Origin of the sequence: Micromonospora sp. NPDC050397 (genome assembly GCF_044901685.1) — a bacterium.
GTDB lineage: Bacteria > Actinomycetota > Actinomycetes > Mycobacteriales > Micromonosporaceae > Micromonospora_G.
In genome coordinates this window covers 46,262-73,256 of record NZ_JBJDPS010000009.1, presented here as the reverse complement: position 1 = coordinate 73,256, position 26,995 = coordinate 46,262, and the positions used below count along the sequence as shown (strand labels likewise).

Sequence of the window (26,995 nt, the reverse complement as noted above, 5' to 3'; positions counted from 1 at the left end):
TGGGCTGCCGGTTCCCGGGCGGTGTCTCCTCGCCCGACGACCTCTGGCGACTGGTCACCGAGGGCACCGACGCGATCTCGGCGTTCCCCACCGACCGGGGCTGGGAGACCTGGTACGAGCCGGGTTCGACCGGGATGGACGTACCCGGTGGGTTCCTCTACGACGCCGGTGACTTCGACCCGGCGTTCTTCGGGATCAGCCCACGTGAGGCGCTGGCCATGGACCCACAGCAGCGAGTCCTGCTGGAGGTGGCCTGGGAGACCTTCGAACGGGCCGGTCTCGACCCGGCCACCCTGCGCGGTACGCCGGCCGGCGTCTTTGTCGGCGGCAGCTACCTCGGTTACAGCTCCTACGCCGAAGACCTGCCCGACGGGGTCCTCGGCCACCTGCTCACCGGGACCGCCCCGGCGGTCCTCTCCGGCCGGCTCGCGTACACGTTCGGGTTCGAAGGTCCGGCCGTCACCATCGACACCGCATGCTCCTCCTCGCTGGTCGCGCTGCACATGGCCTGCCGCGCCCTGCGCAGCCGGGAGTGCTCGATCGCGCTCACCGGTGGGGTGGCGGTCATGTCGACCCCGGACTCGTTCGGCGAGTTCACCAAGCAGGGCGGCCTCGCGCCCGACGGCCGGTGCAAGTCGTTCGCCGCCGCCGCCGACGGCACCGGCTGGTCCGAGGGGGTCGGACTGCTGCTGGTCGAGCGGCTCTCGGACGCCCAACGACTCGGCCACCCCGTGCTGGCGGTCGTGCGGGGCAGCGCGGTCAACTCCGACGGTGCGTCCAACGGACTGACCGCGCCGAACGGTGGCGCCCAGCAGCGGGTCATCCTGCAGGCCCTGGCGTCGGCGGGGCTGTCACCCGCCGACGTGGACGCGGTGGAGGCACACGGTACGGGGACCCGGCTCGGTGACCCGATCGAGGCGCAGGCACTGCTGGCGACGTACGGCCAGAACCGGGAACGGCCGCTCCTGCTGGGCTCGCTCAAGTCGAACATCGGCCACGCGCAGGCGGCGGCCGGCGTCGGTGGTGTCATCAAGACCGTGCTGGCCCTGCGCCACGCCGAACTGCCCCGGACCCTGCACGTGGATGCTCCGTCGCCGCAGGTGGACTGGTCGTCGGGTGCGGTGGAGTTGTTGACGTCGGCTCGGGAGTGGCCGGCGGTGGATCGGCCGCGTCGGGCCGCGGTGTCGTCGTTCGGGATCAGCGGGACGAACGCGCACGTGATTCTGGAGCAGGCGCCGGTGGTGGTGCCGGTGGAGCGCTCGGTGGTGCCGGCGGTGACGTTGCCGGTGGTGCCGCTGGTCGTGACGGCGCGATCCGCGACCTCGCTGGAGGCGCAGATCCAGCGCGTGCGGGGTGTGGCGGCGGGCTCGTTGGATGTGGGTTCGGCGTTGACGTCGCGGGCGGTGTTGGAGCGGCGGGCGGTGCTCCTGGGTGATGTGGTGGTTCGGGGTGTGGCGGCCGAGGGCCGGTTGGCGGTGGTGTTCACGGGTCAGGGTTCGCAGCGGTTGGCTATGGGTCGGGGGTTGTACGAGGCGTTTCCGGTTTTTGCGGCGGCGTACGACGAGGTTGGTGGGTTGTTGGGTTTGCCGGTGCCGGATGAGGCGGTGGTGGATCAGACGGGTTGGGCGCAGCCGGCGATTTTCGCGGTTGAGGTGGCGTTGTTGGCGTTGGTTCGCTCTTGGGGTGTGAACCCGGATGTGGTGGCGGGTCATTCGGTTGGTGAGATCACCGCTGCGTATGCGGCTGGGGTGTTGTCCCTGCCGGATGCTGCCGTGTTGGTTGCTGCTCGGGGTCGGTTGATGCAGGCGTTGCCGGCTGGTGGGGCGATGCTCGCGGTGCGTGCCTCTGAGGCCGAGGTTCGGGAGGCGTTCCCGGATGTTGACGTCGCGGCGGTGAATGGTCCGGACGCGGTGGTGGTGTCGGGGGACGAGGGTGACGTCGAGCGGGTGGTGGGGCTGGCTGCGGAGCGGGGGTGGAAGACGTCGCGGTTGCGGACGAGTCACGCGTTCCACTCGCGGTTGATGGAGCCGATGCTCGCGGACTTCCGTGCCGTCGTGCGGACCCTGACGTTTGCCGAACCGGTGCTGGCGGCTGTTTCCACCGTGACCGGCGCGGCGGTAGCGCCGGGGGAGTGGACCGATCCGGAGTACTGGGTGCGGCAGGTTCGTCAGCCGGTCCGGTTCGCCGACGCGGCCGCCGCCCTGGGGACCGAGCGGGTCTTCGAGCTCGGTCCGGACAATGTGCTCACCGCTCTGGTCGGTGCCGTGACCCCGGACGTGGTGGCGGTGGCGGCGTTGCGTCGTGACCGGGACGAGTCGGCGACGTTGTTGACCGCGTTGGGCGAGTTGTTCGTCCAGGGCCAGTACGTGGACTGGCGGTCGCTGTTCGACGGCACCGACGCCCGACCGGTCGACCTGCCCACCTACCCCTTCACCCACCAGCGGTACTGGCTGCGCCCCACCCCCCGCGACGCGGTCGCCCCGACCGGCGTGGACGCCGGGTTCTGGGCCGCGATCGACTCCGCCGACCTCAGCACCGTCGCGCAGGAACTGCGCATCGACGCCGAAGCACACCGGGAGGCACTCGACACCCTCGTCCCGGCGCTCTCCTCCTGGCACCGCCGCAAGCAGCGGCGCGACAGGGTCGACGGCTGGCGTTACCGGGAGACCTGGACGGGGCTGCCCGACCCGCCGACCCGGGCGCTGAACGGCACCTGGGTGCTGGTCGCGACCGCCGACCCGTACGGCGTCGAGGACGTCCTCACCCGGGCCGGCGCCAAGGTCGCGATGATCGCCGCAGCCGACCGGGCCACGCTCACGGCCCGGCTCCGCGACCAGGCCGACATCGCCGGGGTGGTCGCGCTCCACGCGCTCGACGGTGACACCGACGACGCGGGCGGTCCGGCGGCCCTGTCCGGAACGCTCGCGATCGCCCAGGCCGTCGAGGACGCCGCCGTCACCGGCCCGCTGTGGATCGTCAGCCGGGGTGCGGTCGTCGCCGTCCCCGGCGACCGGTCCGACATCACCCAGGCCGAGGTGTGGGGCCTGGGCCGGGTTGTCGGCCTGGAGTACCCGGACCGCTGGGGTGGCCTGCTGGACCTCCCCGAAATCCTCGACCCGCGCGCCGCCGACCGGCTCACCACGGTCCTCTCCGGCGCACTCGACGCCGAGGACCAGATCGCGATCCGCCCCTCGGGGCTGTTCGTACGTCGGCTGGAGCACGCCCCGGCGACCCCCGACGAGGGCTGGCGGCCACGCGGCACCGTACTGGTCACCGGCGGCACCGGTGCGCTCGGCGGCCACGTCGCCCGCTGGGCCGCCGCGAACGGCGCCGAGCACCTCGTACTCGCCAGCCGGCGCGGGCCGGAGGCCCCGGGCGCGCGGGACCTGGCCGACGAGATCCGCGCGGCAGGCGCCCGGGTCACGGTCGTCGCCGCCGACCTGGCCGACCGGGAGGCGGTAGCGGCCCTGGTCGACCAGGCCACCGCCGATCCACGGGCCCCGCTGACCGGCGTCGTGCACGCCGCCGGCATCTCACACAGCGCGCCCCTGGCCGATCTCGACCCCGCCGCCCTCGCGCGGGTGCTGGCCGGCAAGACCACCGGTGCACTCCATCTCGACGACCTCCTCGGCGACACCGACCTGGACGCGTTCGTCCTCTTCTCCTCGATCGCCGCCACCTGGGGCAGCGGCTGGGGCGGCGCCTACGCCGCCGCGAACGCCGGGCTGGACGCCCTGGCCCAGCGGCGGCGCGCCCGTGGCCTGGCCGGCACGTCGTTGGCCTGGGGCCCGTGGTCCGGACCGGGCATGGCCGAGGGCGACACCGGCGACTCGCTCAGCCGGCGCGGCCTGGCCTCGATCGCCCCCGAACTGGCGGTCGACATCCTCCAACAGGCCGTCACCGGGCGTTCACCGCTGCTCACCGTCGCCGACGTCGACTGGGCGTCCTTCGCCGAGACGTTCGCCGCCGCCCGCCGCCGCCCGCTGTTGGAGGACCTGCCGGAGGTCGCGGCTCTGGCCGCCGTGGAGCCGGTGGTCGAGACCGGCTGGCGCTCGCGGCTGGCCGCGCTCCCCGCCGCGCAGCGCGAGACCGCGCTGGTCGACCTGGTACGGGGTCACGCCGCCCGGGTCCTCGGCTACCCGTCCGCCGAGGCGGTGGCGGTCAAGCGGCCCTTCCGTGAACTCGGCTTCGACTCGCTGACGGCGGTCGACCTGCGCAACGCGCTGGCCACCGAAACCGGGCTGCGGCTCTCCCCGACGCTCGCGTTCGACTACCCGACGCCACTGGACCTCGCCCGTCACTTGCAGGAGGAGGTCTTCGGCACCGAGGACGCCCCGCTGGTGACCGCCCCGACCGCTGCCCCCGCCGACGACGACCCGATCGTGCTCACCGCGATGGCCTGCCGATTCCCCGGGGGTGTCACCACCCCGGACGAACTGTGGGACCTGGTCGCGGCGGAGGTCGACGCGGTCGGCCCGTTCCCGACCGACCGGGGCTGGGACGTCGAGGAGCTCTACCACCCCGACGCCGACCGGCCGGGTACGTCGTACACGGTCAACGGCGGGTTCGTCCGGGGCGCCGACCAGTTCGACCCGAGCCTGTTCGGGATCAGCCCGCGCGAGGCCCTGGCGATGGACCCGCAGCAGCGGCTCCTGCTGGAGACGGCGTGGGAGACCTTCGAACGGGCCGGCGTCGACCCGCACTCGCTGCGTGGTCGCCAGGTCGGCGTCTTCGTCGGCACCACCCACCAGGGTTACGTCTCCCTGTTGGAGGAGAGCACCGAAGACCTGAGCGGGTACGTCGGCATCGGCAGCGCCGGCAGTGTCGCCTCCGGTCGGATCGCGTACACGTTCGGGCTGGAGGGGCCGGCGGTCACCGTCGACACCGCCTGCTCGTCGTCGCTGGTCGCCCTGCACCTCGCCGCCCAGGCGCTCCGGCAGGGCGAGTGCGGCATGGCACTGGTCGGCGGCGTCACGATCATGGCCACCCCGGGCACCTTCACCGAGTTCTCCCGCCAGCGCGGACTCGCCACCGACGGTCGCTGCAAGGCCTTCGCCGCCGCCGCCGACGGCACCGGCTGGGCCGAGGGCGTCGGCATGCTGCTGGTCGAGCGGCTCTCCTCGGCACGAGCCGCCGCGCGTCCGGTGCTCGCCGTGGTACGCGGCAGCGCGGTCAACTCCGACGGCGCCTCCAACGGCCTGACCGCGCCGAACGGTCCGTCGCAGCAGCGGGTGATCCGGCAGGCGTTGGCGAGTGCCGGTCTGCGTCCGCGGGACGTGGACGCGGTGGAGGCGCACGGTACGGGTACGACCCTGGGTGACCCGATCGAGGCGCAGGCGTTGCTGGCGACGTACGGTCAGGACCGGGAGCAGCCGTTGTGGCTCGGCTCGGTCAAGTCGAACCTCGGCCACACCCAGTCGGCGGCCGGTGCGGCCGGGATCATCAAGATGGTCCAGGCGATGCGGCACGGTCTGTTGCCCCGGACGTTGCACGTCGACGCGCCGACCCCGCAGGTCGACTGGAGCGCGGGTGCGGTCGAGTTGCTGACCGAGGCCCGGCCCTGGCCCGCCGGCTCCCGGCCGCGCCGGGTCGGCGTGTCCGCGTTCGGGGTCAGCGGCACCAACGCCCACGTGATCCTGGAGGAGCCGCCGGCCGAGGCGGAGGACGAGCGAACGCGCGGCCGTGGCGCACCCCCGGTGCTGCCGATCGTCGTCGCCTCGGCCACCGAGGCGGGCCTGGACGCGCAGACCGAACGCCTTCGTGACTGGCTCGACGCCCACCCGGACGCCGACCTGGTCGACGTCGCCCGGACCACGGCCGTGCGGGCCATGCTCGCGCACCGGTCGGTCTACCTGGCGCCGAACCGGGCCCAGCTGCTCCGCGCGCTCAGGCGCCGGGACACCGTGGCGCGCGGCGAGACCGGCGACGGTCGGCTCGCCCTGCTCTTCACCGGTCAGGGCGCGCAGCGGCTGGCGATGGGCGAGCAACTGTACGCGGCCTTCCCCGTCTTCGCGGTCGCGTTCGACGAGGTGTGCGCGTACTTCGACCCGTTGCTGGACCAGCCGCTGCGACTGGTCGTCTTCGCCGACCCGGACGCGCTCGACCGGACCGCGTACGCACAGCCCGCGCTCTTCGCCGTCGAGGTCGCCCTGCTGGCCCTGCTCCGGCACTGGGGCGTGCCGTTCGACTTCGTCGCCGGGCACTCGATCGGCGAGATCACCGCCGCGTACGCCGCTGGTGTCCTCTCCCTGGCCGACGCCACGACCATGGTGGCGGCCCGGGGTCGGTTGATGCAGGCCCTGCCCCCGGGCGGGGCGATGCTGGCGGTGCAGGCGTCCGAGGCCGAGGTACGCGCGGCGTTCCCGGACGTCGACATCGCGGCGGTGAACGGGCCGGCGTCGGTGGTGGTGTCGGGGCTCGACGCCGACGTCGAGCGGGTGGCCGAGCGGGGCTGGAAGACCCGCAGGCTGCGTACGAGCCACGCCTTCCACTCCCGGCTGATGGAGCCGATGCTCGCCGAGTTCCGTACGGTCGTCGACCGGATCACCTTCACCACACCACTGGTGGCCGCGGTCTCGACGGTCGATCCGGCCGGTCCGTCGCGCTGGACCGAGCCGGGCTACTGGGTCGAGCAGGTTCGGCAGCCGGTCCGGTTCGCCGACACCGTCGCCGCGCTCACCGCCCAGGGCGTCACCCGTTTCCTCGAGGTCGGGCCGGACGGCGTGCTGACCGCGCTGGTCGGCTCGATCGAGCCGGACGCGCTCGCCGTGCCGACGCTGCGCCGGGACCGGGACGAGGTCAGCACGCTGCTCACCGGCGTGGCGACCGTGTTCACCCGGGGTACCGAGGTCGACTGGGCGGCCGCGCTCGACGGAGCCGGCACCTCGCTGTCCGACCTGCCGACGTACGCCTTCCAGCGGCAGCGCTACTGGCCGCTGGCCGGGACCGAGACCGAGGTCGACCCGGCGAGTCTCGGGCTGGGCCTGGCCGAGCACCCGATGCTGGGAGCGGCGGTCCCGCTCGCCGACGGTGTCGGGGCCGTACTCACCGGGCGCCTCACCCAACGCGCCCAACCCTGGTTGGCCGACCACACCATCCTCGGCACCGTCCTGGTGCCGGGGACGGCGCTGCTCGACCTCGCCCTCGCCGCCGGAGCCATGGTCGGCGCCCCGACCGTCGAGGAACTGGTGCTCCAGCAGCCACTCCCGCTCGGCTCCCCGGCGGGCGCCGCCGTCCAGATCGGCGTCGGCGTCCCCGACGACAGCGGTCGCCGCCCGATCACCGTCCACTCCCGCCCGGGCGAGCCGACCTCCGGGACCGACGAGCCGTGGACCGTGCACGCCACCGGATTTGTCGGCCGCACCGCGCCGCCGGCCGAGGTGTTCGCCTGGCCGCCGGTCGGCGCCACCCGCCTGGCCACCGAGGACCTCTACGACCGGCTGGCCGTCGCCGGATACGAGTACGGGCCGGTCTTCCGGGGCCTGCGCGAGGTCTGGCGGCAGGGCGACGACCTGTACGTGGAAGCCGAGCTGGCGGGTGACCCGGACCGGTTCGGCGTCCACCCGGCCCTGCTCGACGCGGTCCTGCACGGCCTGAGCGCCGGCCCGGACGGCGACGGCGCCACCCGGCTGCCGTTCGCGTTCACCGGGGCGACCGTGCACGCCGAGGGTGCCGAGCTGCTGCGGGCCCGGCTGCGGCTGGACGGCGACAGCGTCCGGGTCGACGCGGTGGACTCGGCCGGTGAGCCGGTGGCCACCATCGAGGGCCTCGTCTTCCGCCCGGTGACCGTGGACGAGACCGTGGCCGGACTCGCCGAGGCGGCCCGCTCGCTGTTCACCGTCGAGTGGACGCCGCAGGAGCTGACCGGGACCGTCGAGTCGTCGACGTCGATCACCCTGGGTGATCCGTTGCCGGCGTCGGCGGTGCCGGTGCTGGTGGTGGACGCGACCGCGCCGGGCGCCGCCCGGGACCGGGTCGCCGTACTGCTGTCACTGCTCCAGGTGTGGCTCTCGGCCGCCGCCTGGGACGGCTCGCGGTTGGTGGTGCGTACGTCCGGTGCCGTCGGCGAGGTGGTGACCGATCCGGACGGGGCGGCGTTGTGGGGCCTGGTCCGGGTGGCCCAGTCGGAACACCCGGACCGGTTGCACCTGGTGGACGCCGCGACGGAGACGCCGCTCTACCCGGTGCCGGAGGCGCTGGTGGTCGACGGCGTGGTGAAGGTGCCCCGGCTGGCCCGGCTACACGCCCCGGGCACGGTCGACCTCGGTGACGGGACGGTGGTGGTGACGGGTGCCAGCGGCACCCTGGCCGGTCTGGTCGCCGCGCACCTGGTGCGGGTCCACGGCGTACGGAAACTGGTGTTGATCTCCCGGTCGGGCGGAAGTCTCGACATCGAGGGTGCGCGGGTGGGGTCGGTCGCCTGTGACCTCTCCGACGGCGCCGCCGTGGCGGCTGCGCTGCGCGACGAGCCGGTCAGCGCGGTGGTCCACGCGGCCGGTGTGATCGACGACGGTCTGCTCACCGATCTGACCCCCGAGCGCTTCGACGCCGTGTTCCGGGCCAAGGTGGACGCCGCGCGCAACCTCGTCGCCGCGACCAGGGACAAGCCGTTGCGGGCACTTGTCCTCTACTCCTCGGCGTCGGGGCTGTTCGGCAACGCGGGGCAGGCCAACTACGCCGCCGCCAACGCCTTCCTGGACGCGTACGCGACCCAGTTGCGGGCCGAGGGGATTCCGGCGACGTCGCTGGCCTGGGGGCTGTGGGACGCTGGCCTCGGGGCCGCGCTCTCCGACACCGACCGCCGCCGGATGGCTCGCGCCGGCTACGGGGCACTGGACGCCCCGGCCGGTCTCGCGCTCTTCGACGCCGCCCTGGCGGCGGACCGCCCGGTGGCCGTACCGATCCGACTCGACCTCGCCACGCTGCGCGGAGCCGAGAACCTTCCGCCGCTGCTGCACGGTCTGGTCCGGACCACGGTACGGCGACGCGCGGCAACGGCGTCGGTCGAGGCTGGCGGCGCCTCACTGGCCCGGCACCTCACCACCCTGGACGACGCCGAGCGGGTCGCGGCGGCGCTGAGCACCGTACGGACGCATGCGGCGGCGGTGCTCGGTTATCCCGACGCGGACACGATCCCGGCCGGTCGGGCCTTCCGTGAACTGGGCTTCGACTCGCTCACCGCGGTCGAGCTGCGCAACCGGCTCGCCACCGACACCGGACTGCGGCTGCCCGCGACGTTGATCTTCGATTACCCGAACGCCAGCGCTCTCGCCGAGTTCCTCACCGCCGAACTGTCCGGCTCGGCACCGGCGCCGGTCCCGGCGACCCCGGTCGGCGCGGCGGCCGACGACGACCCAATCGTGATCGTCGGCATGGCGTGCCGCTACCCCGGTGGTGTCAGCACCCCGGACGAGTTGTGGGAACTGGTGGCCGAGGGTCGGGACGGCATCGGGCTGTTCCCGACCGACCGTGGCTGGGACGTCGACGGTCTCTACCACCCGGACCCGGACCACCCCGGTACGTCGTACGCCAGGGAGGGCGGGTTCCTCTACGACGCGGCCGACTTCGACCCGGGCCTGTTCGGGATCAGCCCCCGCGAGGGCATGGCGATGGACCCGCAGCAACGACTGCTGCTTGAATCGTCCTGGGAGACCCTGGAACGTGCCGGTGTCGACCCGCTGGGGCTGCGCGGCTCCCGCACCGGGGTCTACGTCGGACTCATGTACCACGACTACCTCGGCCGGCTGACCGCCGTACCGGAGGAGGTCGAGGGTTTCCTCGGCACCGGCAACTCCGGCAGCGTCGCCTCCGGGCGGATCGCCTACACCCTCGGCCTGGAGGGGCCGGCGGTCACCGTCGACACCGCCTGCTCGTCGTCGCTGGTCGCCCTGCACCTCGCCGCCCAGGCCCTCCGGTCGGGCGAGTGTGACCTGGCGCTGGCCGGCGGCGTGACGGTGATGGCCACCCCGGACACCTTCACCGGATTCTCCCGGCAGCGCGGACTGGCCACCGACGGCCGGTGCAAGTCCTTCGCCGCCGGTGCCGACGGGACCGGCTGGGGCGAGGGTGTCGGCATGCTGCTGGTCGAGCGGCTATCCGACGCCCAGCGACGCGGGCACCGGGTGCTCGCGGTCGTCCGGGGCACTGCGGTGAACCAGGACGGTGCGTCGAACGGTCTGACGGCGCCGAACGGTCCGTCGCAGCAGCGGGTGATCCGGCAGGCGTTGGCGAACGCGGGGTTGCGTCCGCAAGATGTGGACGCGGTGGAGGCGCACGGTACGGGTACCACGTTGGGTGATCCGATCGAGGCGCAGGCGTTGCTGGCGACGTACGGTCAGGATCGGTCGGGTGAGCCGTTGTGGCTTGGTTCGGTCAAGTCGAACCTCGGCCACACCCAGGCCGCCGCAGGTGCGGCCGGGATCATCAAGATGGTCCAGGCGATGCGGCACGGCCTGTTGCCCCGGACGTTGCACGTCGACGCGCCCACTCCGCAGGTCGACTGGAGCGCGGGCGCGGTCGAGTTGCTGACCGAGGCCCGGCCCTGGCCGGGCGTGAACCGCCCGCGTCGTGCAGCGGTCTCCTCGTTCGGCATCAGCGGCACCAACGCCCACGTGATCCTGGAGGAACCCCCGGCACCGGCGCTCGCGCCCCGACCGACCTGGACCCGCAGCGTGCCGCTGGTGGTCTCGGCCAACGACCCGGCCGCACTCGCCGAGCAGGTGGGGCGGATCCGCACCGTGCTGCGCGACCGGCCGGAGGTCCGGCCGGGCGACATCGGGCACGCGCTGACCAACCGGGCCGCCCTGCCGCACCGCGCGGTGCTGCTGAGTCCCGGCGACGGCGAACCGGTCGCGACCGGCCGCGCCGCCGAGGGGCGACTGGCGATGGTGTTCACCGGACAGGGCGCCCAGCGGGTCGGGATGGGACGCGACCTGTACCGGGCGTTCCCGCCGTACGCCGCCGCCTTCGACGAGGCGGCGGACGCCCTCGGACTGCCGCTGCACGACGTGCTCGACGACGAGTCACGGCTCGACCAGACCGGCTGGGCGCAGCCCGCGATCTTCGCGGTCGAGGTCGCGCTGCTGGCCCTGCTCCGGAGTTGGCGGGTGACCCCGGAGATCGTCGCCGGCCACTCGGTCGGCGAGATCACCGCCGCGTACGCGGCCGGTGTGCTGAGCCTGGCGGACGCCGCCACGCTGGTCGCCGCCAGGGGCCGGCTCATGCAGGCCCTGCCGGCCGGCGGGGCGATGCTGGCGGTGCGCGCCCCGGAGGCGGAGGTACGGGCAGCGTTCCCGGAGATCGACATAGCGGCGGTGAACGGACCGGACGCGGTTGTGGTCTCCGGCGCGGAGGCGGACGTCGAACGGGTCGCCGCCCACGGCTGGAAGACGAACAGGCTACGTACGAGCCACGCGTTCCACTCCCGGCTGATGGAGCCGATGCTCGATCGGTTCGCCGACGTCGTGCGTGGGCTGACCTTCGCCGAGCCCCGGCTGACCGTGATCTCCACGGTCGAGCCCGGGGAGGCACCGCGCTGGACCGACCCGGAGTACTGGGTCGAGCAGGTCCGCCGTCCGGTCCGGTTCGCCGACGCGGTGACCCGGCTGGACGCGGCCCGCGTCCTGGAAATCGGCCCGGACGGCGTGCTCACCGCACTGGTCCAGGACGCCCGTCCCGAGCTGACGGCGGTCGCGACGCTGCGTCGCGGCCGTGGCGAGGTCGAAACGCTGCTCACCGCGGTCGCCCAGCTCTTTGTCGCCGGCCAGACCGTCGACTGGGCCGCGACCTTCGGCGCCGCCCCGGCGCCGGTCCTCGACCTGCCCACCTACCCGTTCCAGCGACAGCGGCTCTGGATCGACGTGATCGACCCGGCCGGCGACCTCTCCGGTGCCGGCCTGCACGAGGTCGAGCACCCGCTGCTCGGCGCGGCCGTCACCCTGCCGGACAGCGACGCGCTGCTGTTCACCGGGCGGCTCGCCGCCAACGCACCGGGCTGGCTGGCCGACCACATGGTCTTCGACACCGTGGTCGTCCCCGGTGCGGCCCTGGTCGACATCGCCCTGGCGGCGGGCGCCCGAGCCGGCGTACCCGTCCTCGACGAACTGCTGCTCCAGGCGCCGCTGGCGCTGCCGGCCACCGGCGGGGTCGCGCTGCGGATCACGGTCGGCGCCCCGGACGAAGCCGGACGCCGCGCGCTGGCCGTCTACTCGCAGTCCGACGACACCGACGGGTGGACCACGCACGCCACCGGTTCCCTCGCCCCCGACGCCGGTGCGCCGGTGCCGCTTCCCGAGCGGTCGCCGGGCGGCGACCCGGTCCCGCTCGACGGCCTCTACCAGCGCCTGGCCGACGCGGGCCTGCGGTACGGCCCGACGTTCCAGGGTCTGGTCGGTGCGGTGCGCGACGGCGACGAGGTGGTGGCAGAGGTACGACTCGACGGCGCGGACCCCGACGGGTTCGGCGTCCACCCGGCCCTGCTCGACGCGGCACTGCACGCCATCGGCGCGACCGGGCTCTTCGACGGGACCGTTCGGCTGCCGTTCGCGGTCAGCGGCGCGCGCCTGCACGCCGTCGGTGCCCGGACGCTCCGCGTCCACCTCGTGCGGGTGGGCGACGGCGCGGTCCGCCTGACCGCCCTGGACAACTCCGGCGCGCCCGTGCTCACCATCGACGAACTGGCGTTCCGGCCGGTCACCGCCGAGCAGGTCAGCGCCGTACCGGTGGGTGCCCGATCGGTGTTCGGCGTGGACTGGGTACGGCAGGAGCTGACCGCCTCGGCGCAGCCGTCGTCGGTGATCGTGCTCGGCGATCCGTTGCCCGTGTCGGTCGTGCCGGTGCTGGTGGTGGACGCGAGCCGACCCGGTGCGGCCGGACAGCGGACCGCCGCCCTGCTCGCCCTGCTCCAGACCTGGCTCGACGACCCCGCCTGGACCGAATCGCGGCTGGTGGTGCGCACCTTCGGTGCGGTCGGTGACGCGGTGACCGACCCGGACGGTGCGGCCCTGTGGGGCCTGGTCCGGGTGGCCCAGTCGGAGCACCCGAATCGGGTGTCCCTGCTCGACGCCATGGAGCCGGCCGCCTACCCGGTGCCGGAGGCGTCGGTACGCGAGGGTGTGGTGCGGGTCCCGCGCCTGGTCCGGGCCGAGGGTTCGGGCGCGGTCGAGTTCGGCAACGGGTCCGTGGTGGTGACGGGAGCGACCGGGACGCTCGGTGGTCTGGTCGCCCGGCACCTGGTACGGGCGCACGGCGTACGCCGGTTGGTGTTGATCTCCCGGTCCGGCGGGGCGGTGGAGATCGACGGCGCCGAGGTGCGGTCGGTCGCGTGCGACCTCGCCGACGCCGAAGCGGTCGCGGCGGTGCTGCGTGACGAGCCGGTCAGCGCGGTTGTGCACGCCGCCGGGGTGCTCGACGACGGGACCCTGGAATCACTCACCCCCGAGCGCCTCGACGTCGTGTTCCGGGCGAAGGTCGACGCGGCGCGCAACCTCGTCGCGGCGACCAGGGACAAGCCGTTGCGGGCCCTCGTGTTCTACTCCTCGGCGACGGGTCTGTTCGGCAACCCCGGCCAGGCCAACTACGCGGCGGGCAACACCTTCCTGGACGCCTACGCGGCCCAGTTGCGGGACGAGGGGGTGCCGGCCACCTCGCTGGCCTGGGGACTGTGGGACGCCGGCATGGGCGGTACGCTCACCGACGCCGACCGGGTCCGGCTGGCCCGTACCGGCTTCGGCGCGTTCACACCCGCCGACGGCCTCGCCGCCTTCGACGCGGCCCTCGCGACCGGTCGCCCCCTCGCCGTACCGATCGCCCTGGACCTGGCCTCGGTCCGGGCCAACGCCAGCGACGGCACGGTCCCCGAACTGCTGCGCGGCCTGGTCGCCGTGGCCCGCCGGGCCAACGACACCGCCCCCACCCCGACGCTCGCGGCCGAACTCGCACCGCTGAGCGCCGCCGAGCGGGACCGGGTCCTGCTCGACCTGATCCGGGCCCGGACCGCCGGCATCCTCGGCTACCCGACACCCCAGGGTGTCGAACCCAGCCGTGGCTTCCTCGAACTGGGCTTCGACTCGCTGACCGCGGTGGAACTGCGCAACCGGCTGCACGCCGAGACCGGGCTGCGCCTGCCGGCGACCCTGCTGTTCGACCACCCGACGCCAACCGCGCTCGCCCGGCACCTCGCCGACCTGCTCCGTACCGACCAGGTGACCGAGGCCGACCCGGTCGACGCCGTGTACGCCGAGATCGCGGGCCTGGAGGCCCGCCTCAAGGCCGCCACCCTCGACGACGGACACCGGGTCGCGATCGGACAGCGGCTGCGCGCGCTCGCCGCGACCTGGGTCGCGCCCGCCGACGGTGCCGACACCGAAGACCTCCAGTCGGCGACCGCCGACGAGATCTTCGACCTCCTCGACGAACTCGGCACCCCGTGAGCCGACCCAGATCCGAAGGCGGTTCCGCCATGACCTCCGCAACCGAAGCCGCCGGGACCGAGGAGAAGTACCTCGCCTACCTGAAACGGGCCACCGCGGACCTGCGCGCCGCCCGCCGACGGGTGGAGGAGCTGGAGTACCGGGGCAGCGAGCCGTTGGCGATCATCGCGATGAGCTGCCGCTACCCCGGTGGCATCGCCGGCCCCGAGGACCTGTGGCGGTTGGTCGCCAGCGGCTCGGACGCGATCGGTGCCCCGCCGACCGATCGGGGCTGGGACGTCGAGGGCCTCTACGACCACGAGACCGGCGACCTCGATCGGGGCGCCCGGATCGAGGGTGGCTTCCTGCACGACGCCTCCGGCTTCGACCCGGCCCTGTTCGGGATCAGCCCGCGCGAGGCGCTGGCCATGGACCCGCAGCAGCGGCTGCTGCTGGAGGTGACCTGGGAGGCGTTCGAGCGGGCCGGTCTCGACCCCACCACGGCGTCGTTCCCGCGTACCGGCGTCTTCGCCGGGGTCATGTACCACGACTACGGCTCGCGTCCGCTGGACCTGCCCGACGGGGTCGCCGGTTACCTGGGCAACGGCAACTCGGGCAGCGTCGCGTCGGGGCGGATCGCGTACACGTTCGGGCTGGAGGGTCCGGCCGTCACGGTCGACACCGCCTGCTCCTCCTCGCTGGTCGCGCTCCACCTGGCCGGGCAGGCTCTGCGCAACGGCGAATGTGACCTGGCGCTGGCCGGCGGGGTCACCGTCATGGCCACGCCGACCACGTTCGTCGAGTTCAGCCGCCAGGGCGGCCTGGCCGCCGACGGGCGGTGCAAGTCGTTCGCGGCGGCGGCCGACGGGACCGGCTGGGGCGAGGGAGTCGGCCTGCTCCTGATCGAGCGGCTCTCCGACGCCCAGCGCAACGGGCACCCGATCCTCGCCGTCGTCCGGAGCTCGGCGATCAACCAGGACGGCGCCTCCAGCGGGCTGACCGCGCCGAACGGGCCGTCGCAGCAGCGGGTGATCCGGGCCGCCCTGGCGTCGGCGGGGCTGTCACCCGCCGACGTGGACGCGGTGGAGGCACACGGTACGGGGACCCGGCTCGGTGACCCGATCGAGGCGCAGGCGTTGCTGGCGACGTACGGGCGGGACCGGGCCGGCGAGCCGTTGTGGCTCGGCTCGGTCAAGTCGAACATCGGGCACACCCAGGCGGCGGCCGGTGTCGCGGGCATCATCAAGATGGTCCAGGCGATGCGGCACGGTGTGTTGCCGGCGACCCTGCACGTGGATGCGCCGTCGCCGCAGGTGGACTGGTCGTCGGGTGCGGTGGAGTTGTTGACGTCGGCTCGGGAGTGGCCGGCGGTGGATCGGCCGCGTCGGGCCGCGGTGTCGTCGTTCGGGATCAGTGGGACGAACGCGCACGTGATTCTGGAGCAGGCGCCGGTGGTGGTGCCGGTGGAGCGCTCGGTGGTGCCGGCGGTGACGTTGCCGGTGGTGCCGCTGGTCGTGACGGCGAAGTCGGCCGGTTCGCTGGACGCGCAGATCGAGCGGGTGCGTGAGCTGGGTGCGCCGTTGCTCGACGTGGGTGCGGCGTTGACCTCGCGGGCGGTGTTGGAACGACGGGCGGTGCTTTTGGGTGATCTGGTGGTTCGGGGTGTGGCGGCCGAGGGCCGGTTGGCGGTGGTGTTCACGGGTCAGGGTTCGCAGCGGTTGGCCATGGGTCGGGGGTTGTACGAGGCGTTCCCGGTTTTTGCGGCGGCGTACGACGAGGTTGGTGAGGCGTTGGGTCTGCCGGCTGATCCGGATGAGGCGTCGGTCGATCAGACGGGTTGGGCGCAGCCGGCGATCTTCGCGGTCGAGGTGGCGTTGTTGGCGTTGGTCCGCTCCTGGGGCGTGAGTCCTGATGTGGTGGCGGGTCATTCGATTGGTGAGGTGACGGCCGCGTACGCGGCTGGGGTGTTGTCGCTGTCGGATGCGGCGGCTTTGGTGGTGGCGCGTGGTCGGTTGATGCAGGCGTTGCCGTCGGGTGGGGCGATGGTGGCGGTGCGGGCGTCGGAGGCCGAGGTTCGGGAGGCATTCCCCGGGATCGACATCGCGGCGGTGAACGGGCCGGACGCGGTGGTGGTGTCGGGGGCCGAGGCTGATGTCGAGCGGGTGGTGGGGCTGGCTGCGGAACGGGGTTGGAAGACGTCGCGGTTGCGGACGAGTCACGCGTTCCATTCGCGGTTGATGGAGCCGATGCTGGCTGAGTTCCGTGCCGTGGTGGAGACGTTGACGTTCGCCGAGCCGACGTTGGCGGCTGTTTCCACGGTGTCCGGGGCCCCGGTGACGGCAGGCGAGTGGACTGATCCGGGTTACTGGGTGCGGCAGGTTCGCCAGCCGGTACGGTTCGCCGACGCGGTGACCGCCCTGGGTACCGAGCGGGTGCTGGAACTCGGTCCGGATGGTGTGTTGACCACCCTGGTCGGTGACGTGGACCCGGACGTGGTCGCGGTGTCGGCGCTGCGTCGTGACCGGGACGAGCCCACCACCTTGCTCACCGCTCTGGCCGAACTCTTCGTCCAGGGTCAGCACGTGCAGTGGCGGTCGGTGTTCGACGGCACCGACGCCCGGCCGGTCGACGTGCCCACGTACCCCTTCACCCACCAGCGGTACTGGCTCGACACCGCCGTCGACAGCGGCGACGTCACCACAGCTGGCCTTCACGCGTCGGACCATCCGTTGCTCGGCGCCACGATGGTGCTGGCCGACGGCGACGGCGCCCTGCTCACCGGCAGGCTGGCCGCGAACGCGCCCGGCTGGCTCGCCGACCACCAGGTGTTCGGCACCGTACTCCTGCCCGGGACCGCGCTGCTCGACCTCGTCCTGGCCGCAGGGCGGCGGGTCGGTGTGGTCGGCGTCGAAGAGCTGATCCTCCGCGAGCCGTTGGTGATCCCGGCCCAGGGCGGCATCCGGCTCCAGGTACGGGTCGGGCCCGCCGACGACGCGGACCGACGCGCGGTCACCGTCTACGCCCAGCCCGAGGAGGGCGACGCCGACGACTGGACCACCCATGCCGAAGGCACCCTCGCCCCGGCTGCGGAAAACGACCCGGATCTGAGCCTGGTCGCCTGGCCCCCGAACGACGCCGACGAGATCAACTGCGCCGGGCTGTACGACGCGCTCGGCGACGCCGGTCTGCGTTACGGACCGGCGTTCCGGGGCCTGCGGCGGGTATGGCGGGCCGGCGAGACCGTTCTTGCCGAGGTCGCGGTCGACAACGTGACGGACGGGTTCGGCGTACATCCGGCGCTGTTCGACGCGGCGCTGCACGCGATCGGTGCGGGAAGCCTCTTCCCGACCGAGGAGGTACGGCTGCCGTTCGCCTTCTCCGGTGTCCGGGTCACCGGGGCGGCCGCCGGAGAGTTGCGCGTCCGCCTCTCCCGTGGCGCGGGCTCCGACTCGGTGCGCCTGCTGCTGGCCGACGGGGCTGGGCTGCCGCTCGTCGAGGTGGGTGCGCTTCAGCTCCGGCCGGTCACGGCCGCCCAGGTGTCGGGGGGAGCGGCCGACCGCCTCCTGTTCGGCCTCGAATGGGCGCCACAGGAGGTCGCGCCCGAGGTCGGCAAGCCGGTCGTCATCGCGCTCGGTGATCCACTGCCGCTGCCCGCGCCCGCCGTACTGGTGGACGCCACCGCTCGCGGCGATGCGCTGGAGCGCGCGTCCGCGCTGCTCGTGCTGCTCCAGACGTGGCTGGCCGATCCGGCGTGGGCCACCTCCCGGCTGGTGGTACGGACCTCGGGGGCGGTGGGCGACGAGATCTCCGACCCGGACGGGGCCGCACTGTGGGGTCTGGTCCGGTCCGCCCAGTCCGAGCATCCGGACCGGATCCACCTTCTCGACGCGCCCGAGGACGCGCTCTACCCGGTCCCGCAGGCGCTGGTCCGCGACGGTGTGGTGCACCTGCCCCGGCTCACCCGGCCGAAGTCGTCCGGAGCCGTCGACCTCGGTGACGGTGACGGTGTCGTGGTGGTCACCGGGGCCACCGGCACGCTGGGCCGGCTGGTGGCCGAGCATCTCGTGCGGACCCATGGCGTACGTCGGTTGATGCTGCTGTCCCGGTCCGGACGAGACGTGCACATCGACGGCGCCCAGGTACGGTCGATCGCCTGCGACCTCGGCGATGCCGAGGCGGTTGCCTCGGTCCTGCGCGACGAGCCGGTGACGGCGGTCATCCACGCGGCCGGCGTACTGGACGACGGCACGCTCGGGTCGCTCACCCCCGAACGCCTCGGAACGGTCTTCCGCCCGAAGGTGGACGCCGCCCGGAACCTCGCCGCCGCGACGATGGACAAACCCCTGCGCGCGTTTGTGCTGTACTCGTCGGCGGCGGGACTGTTCGGCAACGCCGGCCAGGCGAACTACGCCGCCGCCAACGCCTTCCTCGACGCGTATGCCACCCGGTTGCGCGCCGAAGGGGTTCCGGCGATCTCGTTGGCCTGGGGCCTCTGGGACACCGGCATGGCGGAGACGCTCACCGAAGCGGCCCGGGACCGGATGCGCCGTGGCGGCGTCCTGCCGCTCACGCCCGAGCAGGGACTCGCCGCGTTCGACGCGGCGCTCGGCGCCGCGACGCCGCTGATCGCCCCACTGGCGGTCGACACGGTCGCCCTGCGCGAAGCCACCGGAGCACCCGCGCTGCTGCGCGGGCTGGTGCACACCCCCACCCGCCCGAACACCGACACCGCGCTCGGACGCCGGCTCGCCGACCTGCCCGCCGACCAGCGGATCGCGGCGGTGCTCGGTCTGGTCCGGGTCCAGGTCGCGGAGGTGCTCGGGTACGGTCGGGCCGACGACGTCGACCCCGAGCGCGCCTTCAGCGAGTTGGGCTTCGACTCGCTCACCGCCGTCGAACTGCGCAACCGCCTGGCCGCCGTGACCGGGCTGCGCCTGCCCTCGACCCTGGTCTTCGACTATCCGAACGCCACCGTGCTGGCCGGTCACGTCGGCGCGGAACTTGCCGGCGCCGTCCCGGTGGAAGCCGCGCCGACGCTGGCCGCGCACGCCGACGAGCCGATCGCGATCGTCTCGATGGCCTGCCGTTACCCGGGCGGTGTCCGCTCGCCGGAAGAGCTGTGGGAGCTGGTCGCGGGTGGCCGGGAGGCGATCGGTCCGTTCCCGGATGACCGGGGCTGGGACCTGGAGAATCTGTACCACCCCGACCCGGATCACCCCGGCACCTCCTACGCCAGGGAGGGCGGTTTCCTCTACCAGGCCGCTGACTTCGACCCGGCGGTGTTCGGGATCTCGCCGCGTGAGGCGTTGGCGATGGATCCGCAGCACCGGTTGCTGTTGGAGACCTCCTGGGAGGCGTTCGAACGCGCCGGGGTCGACCCCCGCAGCCTGCGCGGGTCCCGGACCGCCGTATTCGCCGGAATCATGTACGGCGACTACGCGAACGTCCTGGAGCAGGCCGAGGCGCAGGTCGAGGGCTTCATGGGTACGGGCGGCAGTATCGCGTCCGGTCGGGTGTCGTACACGTTCGGTCTGGAGGGGCCGGCGGTCACGGTCGACACGGCGTGTTCGTCGTCGCTGGTCGCGTTGCACCTGGCAGTGCAGGCGTTGCGCAACGGCGAGTGCGAGTTGGCCCTTGCCGGTGGCGTCACGGTGATGGCCACCCCGGGAACCTTCGTCGGTTTCTCGCGGCAGCGTGGGTTGGCGGCCGATGGTCGGTGTAAGTCGTTTGCCGAAGGTGCGGATGGTACGGGTTGGTCCGAGGGTGTCGGGATGTTGCTGGTGGAGCGGTTGTCCGACGCTGAGCGTCTTGGGCATCCGGTGTTGGCGGTGGTTCGTGGTAGTGCGGTGAACCAGGATGGTGCGTCGAATGGTTTGACGGCGCCGAATGGTCCGTCGCAGCAGCGGGTGATTCGTCAGGCGTTGGCGAATGCTCGGGTTGAGCCGGGTGGCGTGGACGTGGTTGAGGCGCACGGTACGGGGACACCACTGGGTGATCCGATCGAGGCGCAGGCGTTGTTGGCGACGTACGGGCGGGATCGGGTTGGTGGGCCGTTGTGGCTGGGTTCGGTGAAGTCGAACCTGGGTCACACGCAGGCGGCTGCTGGTGTTGCCGGGATCATCAAGATGGTGCAGGCGATGCGGCACGGTGTTATGCCGGCGACTTTGCACGTGGATGCGCCGTCGTCGCGGGTTGACTGGTCGGCGGGTGCGGTGGAGCTGCTCACGGCCGCGCGGGAGTGGCCGGTGGTGGGTCGGCCGCGTCGGGCGGCGGTGTCGTCGTTCGGGATCAGCGGCACCAACGCCCACGTCATCCTCGAAGCCCCGGCGGCCGAGCCGGCTCCGGCGGAATCCGCGGCCATACCGGCCCCGGCGGGGTCCATGACCGTGTCGGCTCCGGTGCTGGCCGTCGCCCGGCCGGTGCCGGTGGTGCTCACCGCCGCCGACGAGGCCGGGCTGCGCGCCCAGGCCGTGCGGGTGCGTGGGGTGGAAGCGCCGATCGCCGACCTGGCGCGGTCACTGACCCGACGCCCGCTGCTGCGGCACCGTGCGGTTGTCGTGGCCGGCGACCGACCGGCCCTGGACGCCGGCTTGGCGGCGGTGGCTGGTGGCGACCACTTGTCGGTGAATGCGGCCGAGCCTGGTCGTCTGGCGGTGGTGTTCACGGGTCAGGGTTCGCAGCGGTTGAGTATGGGTCGGGGGTTGTACGAGGCGTTCCCGGCTTTCGCGGCGGCGTACGACGAGGTTGGCGGGTTGTTGGGTTTGCCGGTGCCGGATGAGGCGGTGGTGGATCAGACGGGTTGGGCGCAGCCGGCGATTTTCGCGGTTGAGGTGGCGTTGTTGGCGTTGGTTCGCTCCTGGGGTGTGAACCCGGATGTGGTGGCGGGTCATTCGGTTGGTGAGATCACCGCTGCGTATGCGGCTGGGGTGCTCACGTTGGCTGACGCCGCCGTGTTGGTTTCTGCTCGGGGTCGGTTGATGCAGGCGTTGCCGGCTGGTGGGGCGATGCTGGCGGTGCGTGCCTCTGAGGTCGAGGTTCGGGAGGCATTCCCCGGGATCGACATCGCGGCGGTGAATGGTCCGGACGCGGTGGTGGTGTCGGGGGACGAGGGTGACGTCGAGCGGGTGGTGGGGCTGGCTGCGGAGCGGGGGTGGAAGACGTCGCGGTTGCGGACGAGTCACGCGTTCCACTCGCGGTTGATGGAGCCGATGCTCGCGGACTTCCGTGCCGTCGTGCGGACCCTGACATTCGCCGAACCGACTCTGGCGGCCGTTTCCACCGTGACCGGGACCTCGGTGACACCGGGCCAGTGGACCGATCCGGATTACTGGGTGCGGCAGATTCGACAGCCGGTCCGGTTCGCCGACGCGGTTGCCGCCCTCGGCGCCGTACGGGTGCTCGAACTCGGACCCGATGCCGTCCTCACCGCTCTCGTGAGCGATGCCAGGCCCGACACTCCGGTGGTGGCCGCACTGCGTCGTGACCGGGACGAGCCCGTGACGCTGCTGACCGCGTTGGGCGAGCTGTTCGTTCACGGCCAGCACGTGGACTGGCTGGCCGTGCTCGGTGACGGACCCCTTGTCGGCCTGCCCACCTACCCCTTCCAGCACCAGCGTTTCTGGCCCCGGCCACGGACCGGCGCCAGTCGGGACGCGATCGGCCTGGGCCTCGCCGAGACCGGCCACCCGCTGCTCGGCGCGGCCATCGAAGCCCCCGACGCCGCGACGACGCTGCTCACCGGCTGGCTGTCGCTGCGGTCCCACCCGTGGCTCGCCGACCACGTGGTGCTCGGCCGCCCGCTGGTGCCCGGCACCGCGCTGGCCGAGATGGCTCGTGCGGCCGGCGAGCGGGCCGGTGTTCCGGTCCTGGAAGAGCTCCTGTTGCAGGCTCCGCTGCCGCTGCCCGAGCGCGGCGGGGTTCAACTGCGGGCCACTCTCGCCGAGCCGGGAATCGGTGGCCGCCGGGCGGTGACGATCCACGCCCGTACCGAAGAAGACGAGCCCTGGACGGCGCACGCCACCGGCACTCTGGCCGTCGCGGACGATCGGGGCGCCGCCGAGGTCGACCTGGTCACCTGGCCGCCGGTCGACGCCGAGCCGTTGGACGTATCCGGCTTCTACCGCGAGACCGCCGCGAGCGGACTCGCCTACGGCCCGGCGTTCCAAGGGCTGCGGGCCGTCTGGACGCGCGGCGACGAGGTGTACGCCGAAGTCGAGCTGGACCACCCGACCGCCGGGTACGGGCTGCACCCGGCGCTGTTCGACGCCGTGCTGCACGCGATCGGAGCCGGTGGGCTGTTCACCGAAGGTGACACCCGGCTGCCGTTCGCGGTCACCGGGCTCCGGACGTTCGGTCCGGCCGGGACACGACTCCGAGCGCACCTCAGGCGGACGGACGGCGCCGACACCGTACGGCTCGCGCTGGCCGACGCCTCCGGTACGCCGGTCGCCGAGGTCGACGGCTTGGTGTTGCGGCCGGTGTCGACCGCCCAGGTCGGGTCGGGCATGGCCGAACGCTTGCTCTTTGCCGTGGATTGGACGCCACAGGAGGTTGCCTCGGCTGCCGAGGTTCCGGTGGTGATGGTGCTCGGCGATGGGTTGCCGGATTCGGCTCCTGTGTTGTTGGTGGATGCGACGGCTTCGGGTGCGGCTGGTGATCGTGCTGCTGTCTTGTTGGGGTTGTTGCAGTCGTGGTTGGTTGATCCGGGGTGGGTTGATTCGCGGTTGGTGGTGCGGACGTTTGGTGCGGTGGGTGAGCGGGTCACTGATCCGGATGGTGCGGCGTTGTGGGGGTTGGTGCGGTCGGCGCAGTCGGAGCATCCGGACCGCATCTACTTGCTTGATGGTGCGGAGGATGTGTTCTATCCGGTGCCGCAGGTGGTGGTGCGCGATGGTGTGCTGCGGGTGCCGCGTCTGGTTCGGGTTCCGGTGTCCGACCGGGTTGATCTCGGTGGTGACCCCGATGGGGTTGTGGTGGTTACCGGTGCGACCGGCACGCTCGGTGGTCTGATCGCCCGTCATCTGGTGGCAACCCATGGGGTACGGCGGTTGTTGCTGTTGTCTCGTTCGGGTCGTGAGGTGGTGGTCGACGGGGCGGAGGTCCGTTCGGTCGCGTGTGACCTCGCCGACGGGGCTGCGGTCGCGGCCGTGTTGCGTGACGAGCCGGTGACCGCCGTTGTTCACGCGGCTGGTGTGCTCGACGACGCGTTGTTGGCTGACCTGACTCCGGAGCGCCTGCAGAACGTGTTCCGAGCGAAGGTCGACGCGGCTCGTAACCTCGTCGCGGCGACGGCGGGGAGGTCGTTGCGGGCGTTGGTGTTGTTCTCGTCGGCGGCGGGTTTGTTCGGTAACGCGGGTCAGGGTAACTACGCGGCGGCGAACGCGTTTCTGGACGCGTACGCGGTGCGGCTTCGTGCCGAGGGCGTTGCGGCGACCTCGCTCGCCTGGGGTCTGTGGGACGCCGGCATGGGCGGGTCACTCAGCGACGCGGAACGTGCTCGCGCCCGGCAGGGCGGAATCGTGCCGCTCACGTCGGAGCAGGGGCTGGCCGCGTTCGACGCCGCACTGGCCACCGAACGCGCGGCTGTCGCGCCCCTCGCGCTGGACCTCGCCCCGATGCGTGCGGCCGCCGAAGCCGGGCTACTGCCCCCGCTGCTGGCCAGCCTGGTTCGGGTGCCGGTCCGCAAGCAGGCGGACACGGGCTTGGGTCGACGCCTGGCGAGCCTGCCGGCGCCGCAACGCGATCGGGTCGTGCTCGACCTGGTCCGTACGCACGTGGCGGCGGTCCTCGGCTATTCGGGGCCGGACGCGGTCGAGGTCGAGCGCGCCTTCCGCGAGTTGGGCTTCGACTCGCTCACCGCGGTCGACCTGCGTAACCGGCTGGCGACCGTCACCGGTCTGCGGCTGCCCTCGACGCTCGTGTTCGACTACCCGAACGCTGGCGCGCTCGCCGGGCACCTGGCCGCCGAACTCACCGGAGCCGCCGAGCAGGCCGGATCGGTCGAACAGGTCCGAACCGCCCTGACGGTCGCCAACGACGAGCCGATCGCGATCGTCGGCATGGCCTGCCGCTACCCGGGCGGGGTTGCCTCCCCGGACGACCTGTGGGAGCTGGTCGCGGCTGGTCGGGACGGCATCGTGCCCTTCCCCGAGGACCGGGGTTGGGACGTGGAGAACCTGTACCACCCCGACCCGGACCACCCCGGCACCTCGTACGCACGCGAGGGTGGTTTCCTGCGCGAAGCCGCCGACTTCGACCCGGGCCTGTTCGGGATCTCACCGCGTGAGGCGTTGGCGATGGATCCACAGCACCGACTGCTGCTGGAAACCTCCTGGGAGGCGTTCGAACGGGCCGGGCTGAACCCGACCGGCCTGCGCGGTTCACGTACCGGGGTGTTCGTCGGGGTGATGTACGACGACTACGCCATGGTGCTGGGCGGCTCCGAGGAGGAGACCGAGGGCTTCATGGGCACCGGCGGCAGCATCGCCTCCGGTCGGGTGTCGTACACGTTCGGTCTGGAGGGGCCGGCGGTCACGGTCGACACCGCCTGCTCGTCGTCGCTGGTCGCGTTGCACCTAGCGGTGCAGGCGCTGCGCAACGGCGAGTGCGATTCGGCCCTCGCTGGTGGTGTGACGGTGATGGCGACGCCGAACACGTTCATCGGTTTCTCGCGGCAGCGTGGCTTGGCCGCCGACGGTCGGTGCAAGTCGTTCGCCGAGGGCGCGGACGGTACGGGTTGGTCCGAGGGCGTCGGGATGTTGCTGGTGGAGCGCCTCTCCGACGCGGAACGTCTCGGGCATCCGGTGCTGGCCGTCGTCCGGGGCAGTGCGGTGAACCAGGACGGCGCGTCGAACGGCCTGACCGCGCCGAACGGTCCGTCCCAGCAGCGGGTGATCCGTCAGGCGCTGGCCAGCGCGCGAGTCTCCGCCGACGAGGTGGACGTGGTCGAGGCGCACGGCACCGGCACCCCGTTGGGCGACCCGATCGAGGCGCAGGCGTTGCTGGCGACGTACGGTCGGGATCGGGTTGGTGAGCCGTTGTGGCTCGGTTCGGTCAAGTCGAACCTCGGCCACACGCAGGCCGCCGCCGGTGTCGCCGGGATCATCAAGATGGTCCAGGCCATGCGGCACGGCGTTCTGCCGGCGACGCTGCACGTGGATGCGCCGTCGTCGCAGGTCGACTGGTCGGCGGGCGCGGTCGAACTGCTCACGACCGCGCGGCAGTGGCCGGTGGTGGGTCGGCCACGTCGGGCGGCGGTGTCGTCGTTCGGGATCAGCGGCACCAACGCCCACGTCATCCTCGAAGCCGCACCCACACCCGCACCCGTATCGACGTCGACCCCGTCGACCGTGCGCCTGCCGGTCACCCCGATCGTGCTCACCGCGGCCGACCCGGACGCGCTGGACACGTACGCGAGCCGACTGCGCCTCGGCCTGACACCGGACCTGCCACTGGACCGGATCGGCCGGGCACTCGCCGGTCGTGCGGCGCTGCGGCACCGCGCCCTGCTCCTGGCCCCCGACCACGTCACGCTCGACGGCGGGCTGGCCGACCTCGAGACGGCCCCGCGCGGAGAGGCATCACCGGCCCGGTTGGCCCTCGTCTTCACCGGTCAGGGTGCGCAGCGGGTCGGCATGGGGCGCGAGCTGCACCGTACCTTCCCGGTCTTCGCGGCGGCCTTCGACGAGGCGTGCACCGCCTTGGACCTGCCGCTGCACGAGGTGCTGGACGACGAGTCCCGGCTGGACCAGACCGGCTGGGCGCAGCCGGCGATCTTCGCGATCGAGGTCGCGCTCCTGGCGCTCGTCCGATCCTGGGGCGTGGAGCCGGACGTCGTCGCCGGTCATTCGATCGGTGAGATCACCGCCGCGTACGCGGCCGGGGTGGTCACCCTGGCCGACGCCGCCACGCTGGTCGCGGCCCGGGGTCGGCTGATGCAGGCGCTGCCGTCGGGTGGGGCGATGCTGGCGGTACGGGCGTCCGAGGCCGACGTGCTCGCCGCCTTCCCGGACCTCGACATCGCGGCCGTCAACGGGCCGGACGCCGTGGTGGTGTCGGGTCTGTTGACGGACATCGAGCGGGTCGCCGGGCACGGCTGGAAGACCTCGCGGTTGCGTACCAGCCACGCGTTCCATTCCCACCTGATGGAGCCGATGCTCGCCGACTTCCGCGCCGTCGTGGACTCGCTGCGGTTCGCCGAGCCGGTGACCCCGGCCGTCTCGTCGGTTACTGGCAGGGCGGTGGCACCGGGGGAGTGGAGCGACCCGAACTACTGGGTCGACCAGGTACGCCGCCCGGTCCGGTTCGCCGACGCGGTCGCGGCCCTGGACGCGGGCCGGGTCCTCGAACTCGGCCCGGACAGTGTTCTCGCCGCGCTGGTCGACGACCTGCGCCCGGAGCTGACCGTGGTCGCCGCGCTGCGCCGGGGCCGGGCCGAGGTCGAGACACTGCTCACCGCCGTCGGCACGCTGTTCGTCGAGGGTCAGGACGTCGACTGGTCGGCCGTGCTCGGCGACGGCCCGCGCGCCGATCTGCCCACCTACGCCTTCCGGCACCGGCGGTTCTGGCCCCGGCCCCGTACCGGCCCC

The 26,995-nt window shown here is 72.8% G+C and carries 2 pseudogenes (1 of these 2 only partly in view); both read left to right on the top strand.

The annotated features are described in order from the left end of the window. Positions 1-14,429: pseudogene (locus ACI2K4_RS25705) on the top strand (type I polyketide synthase) (its annotated part extends 115 nt beyond the left edge of the window); the annotation flags it as partial. Next, positions 14,426-26,995, top strand: a pseudogene (locus ACI2K4_RS25700) (SDR family NAD(P)-dependent oxidoreductase); the annotation flags it as partial. The pseudogenes ACI2K4_RS25705 and ACI2K4_RS25700, both read left to right, overlap by 4 nt.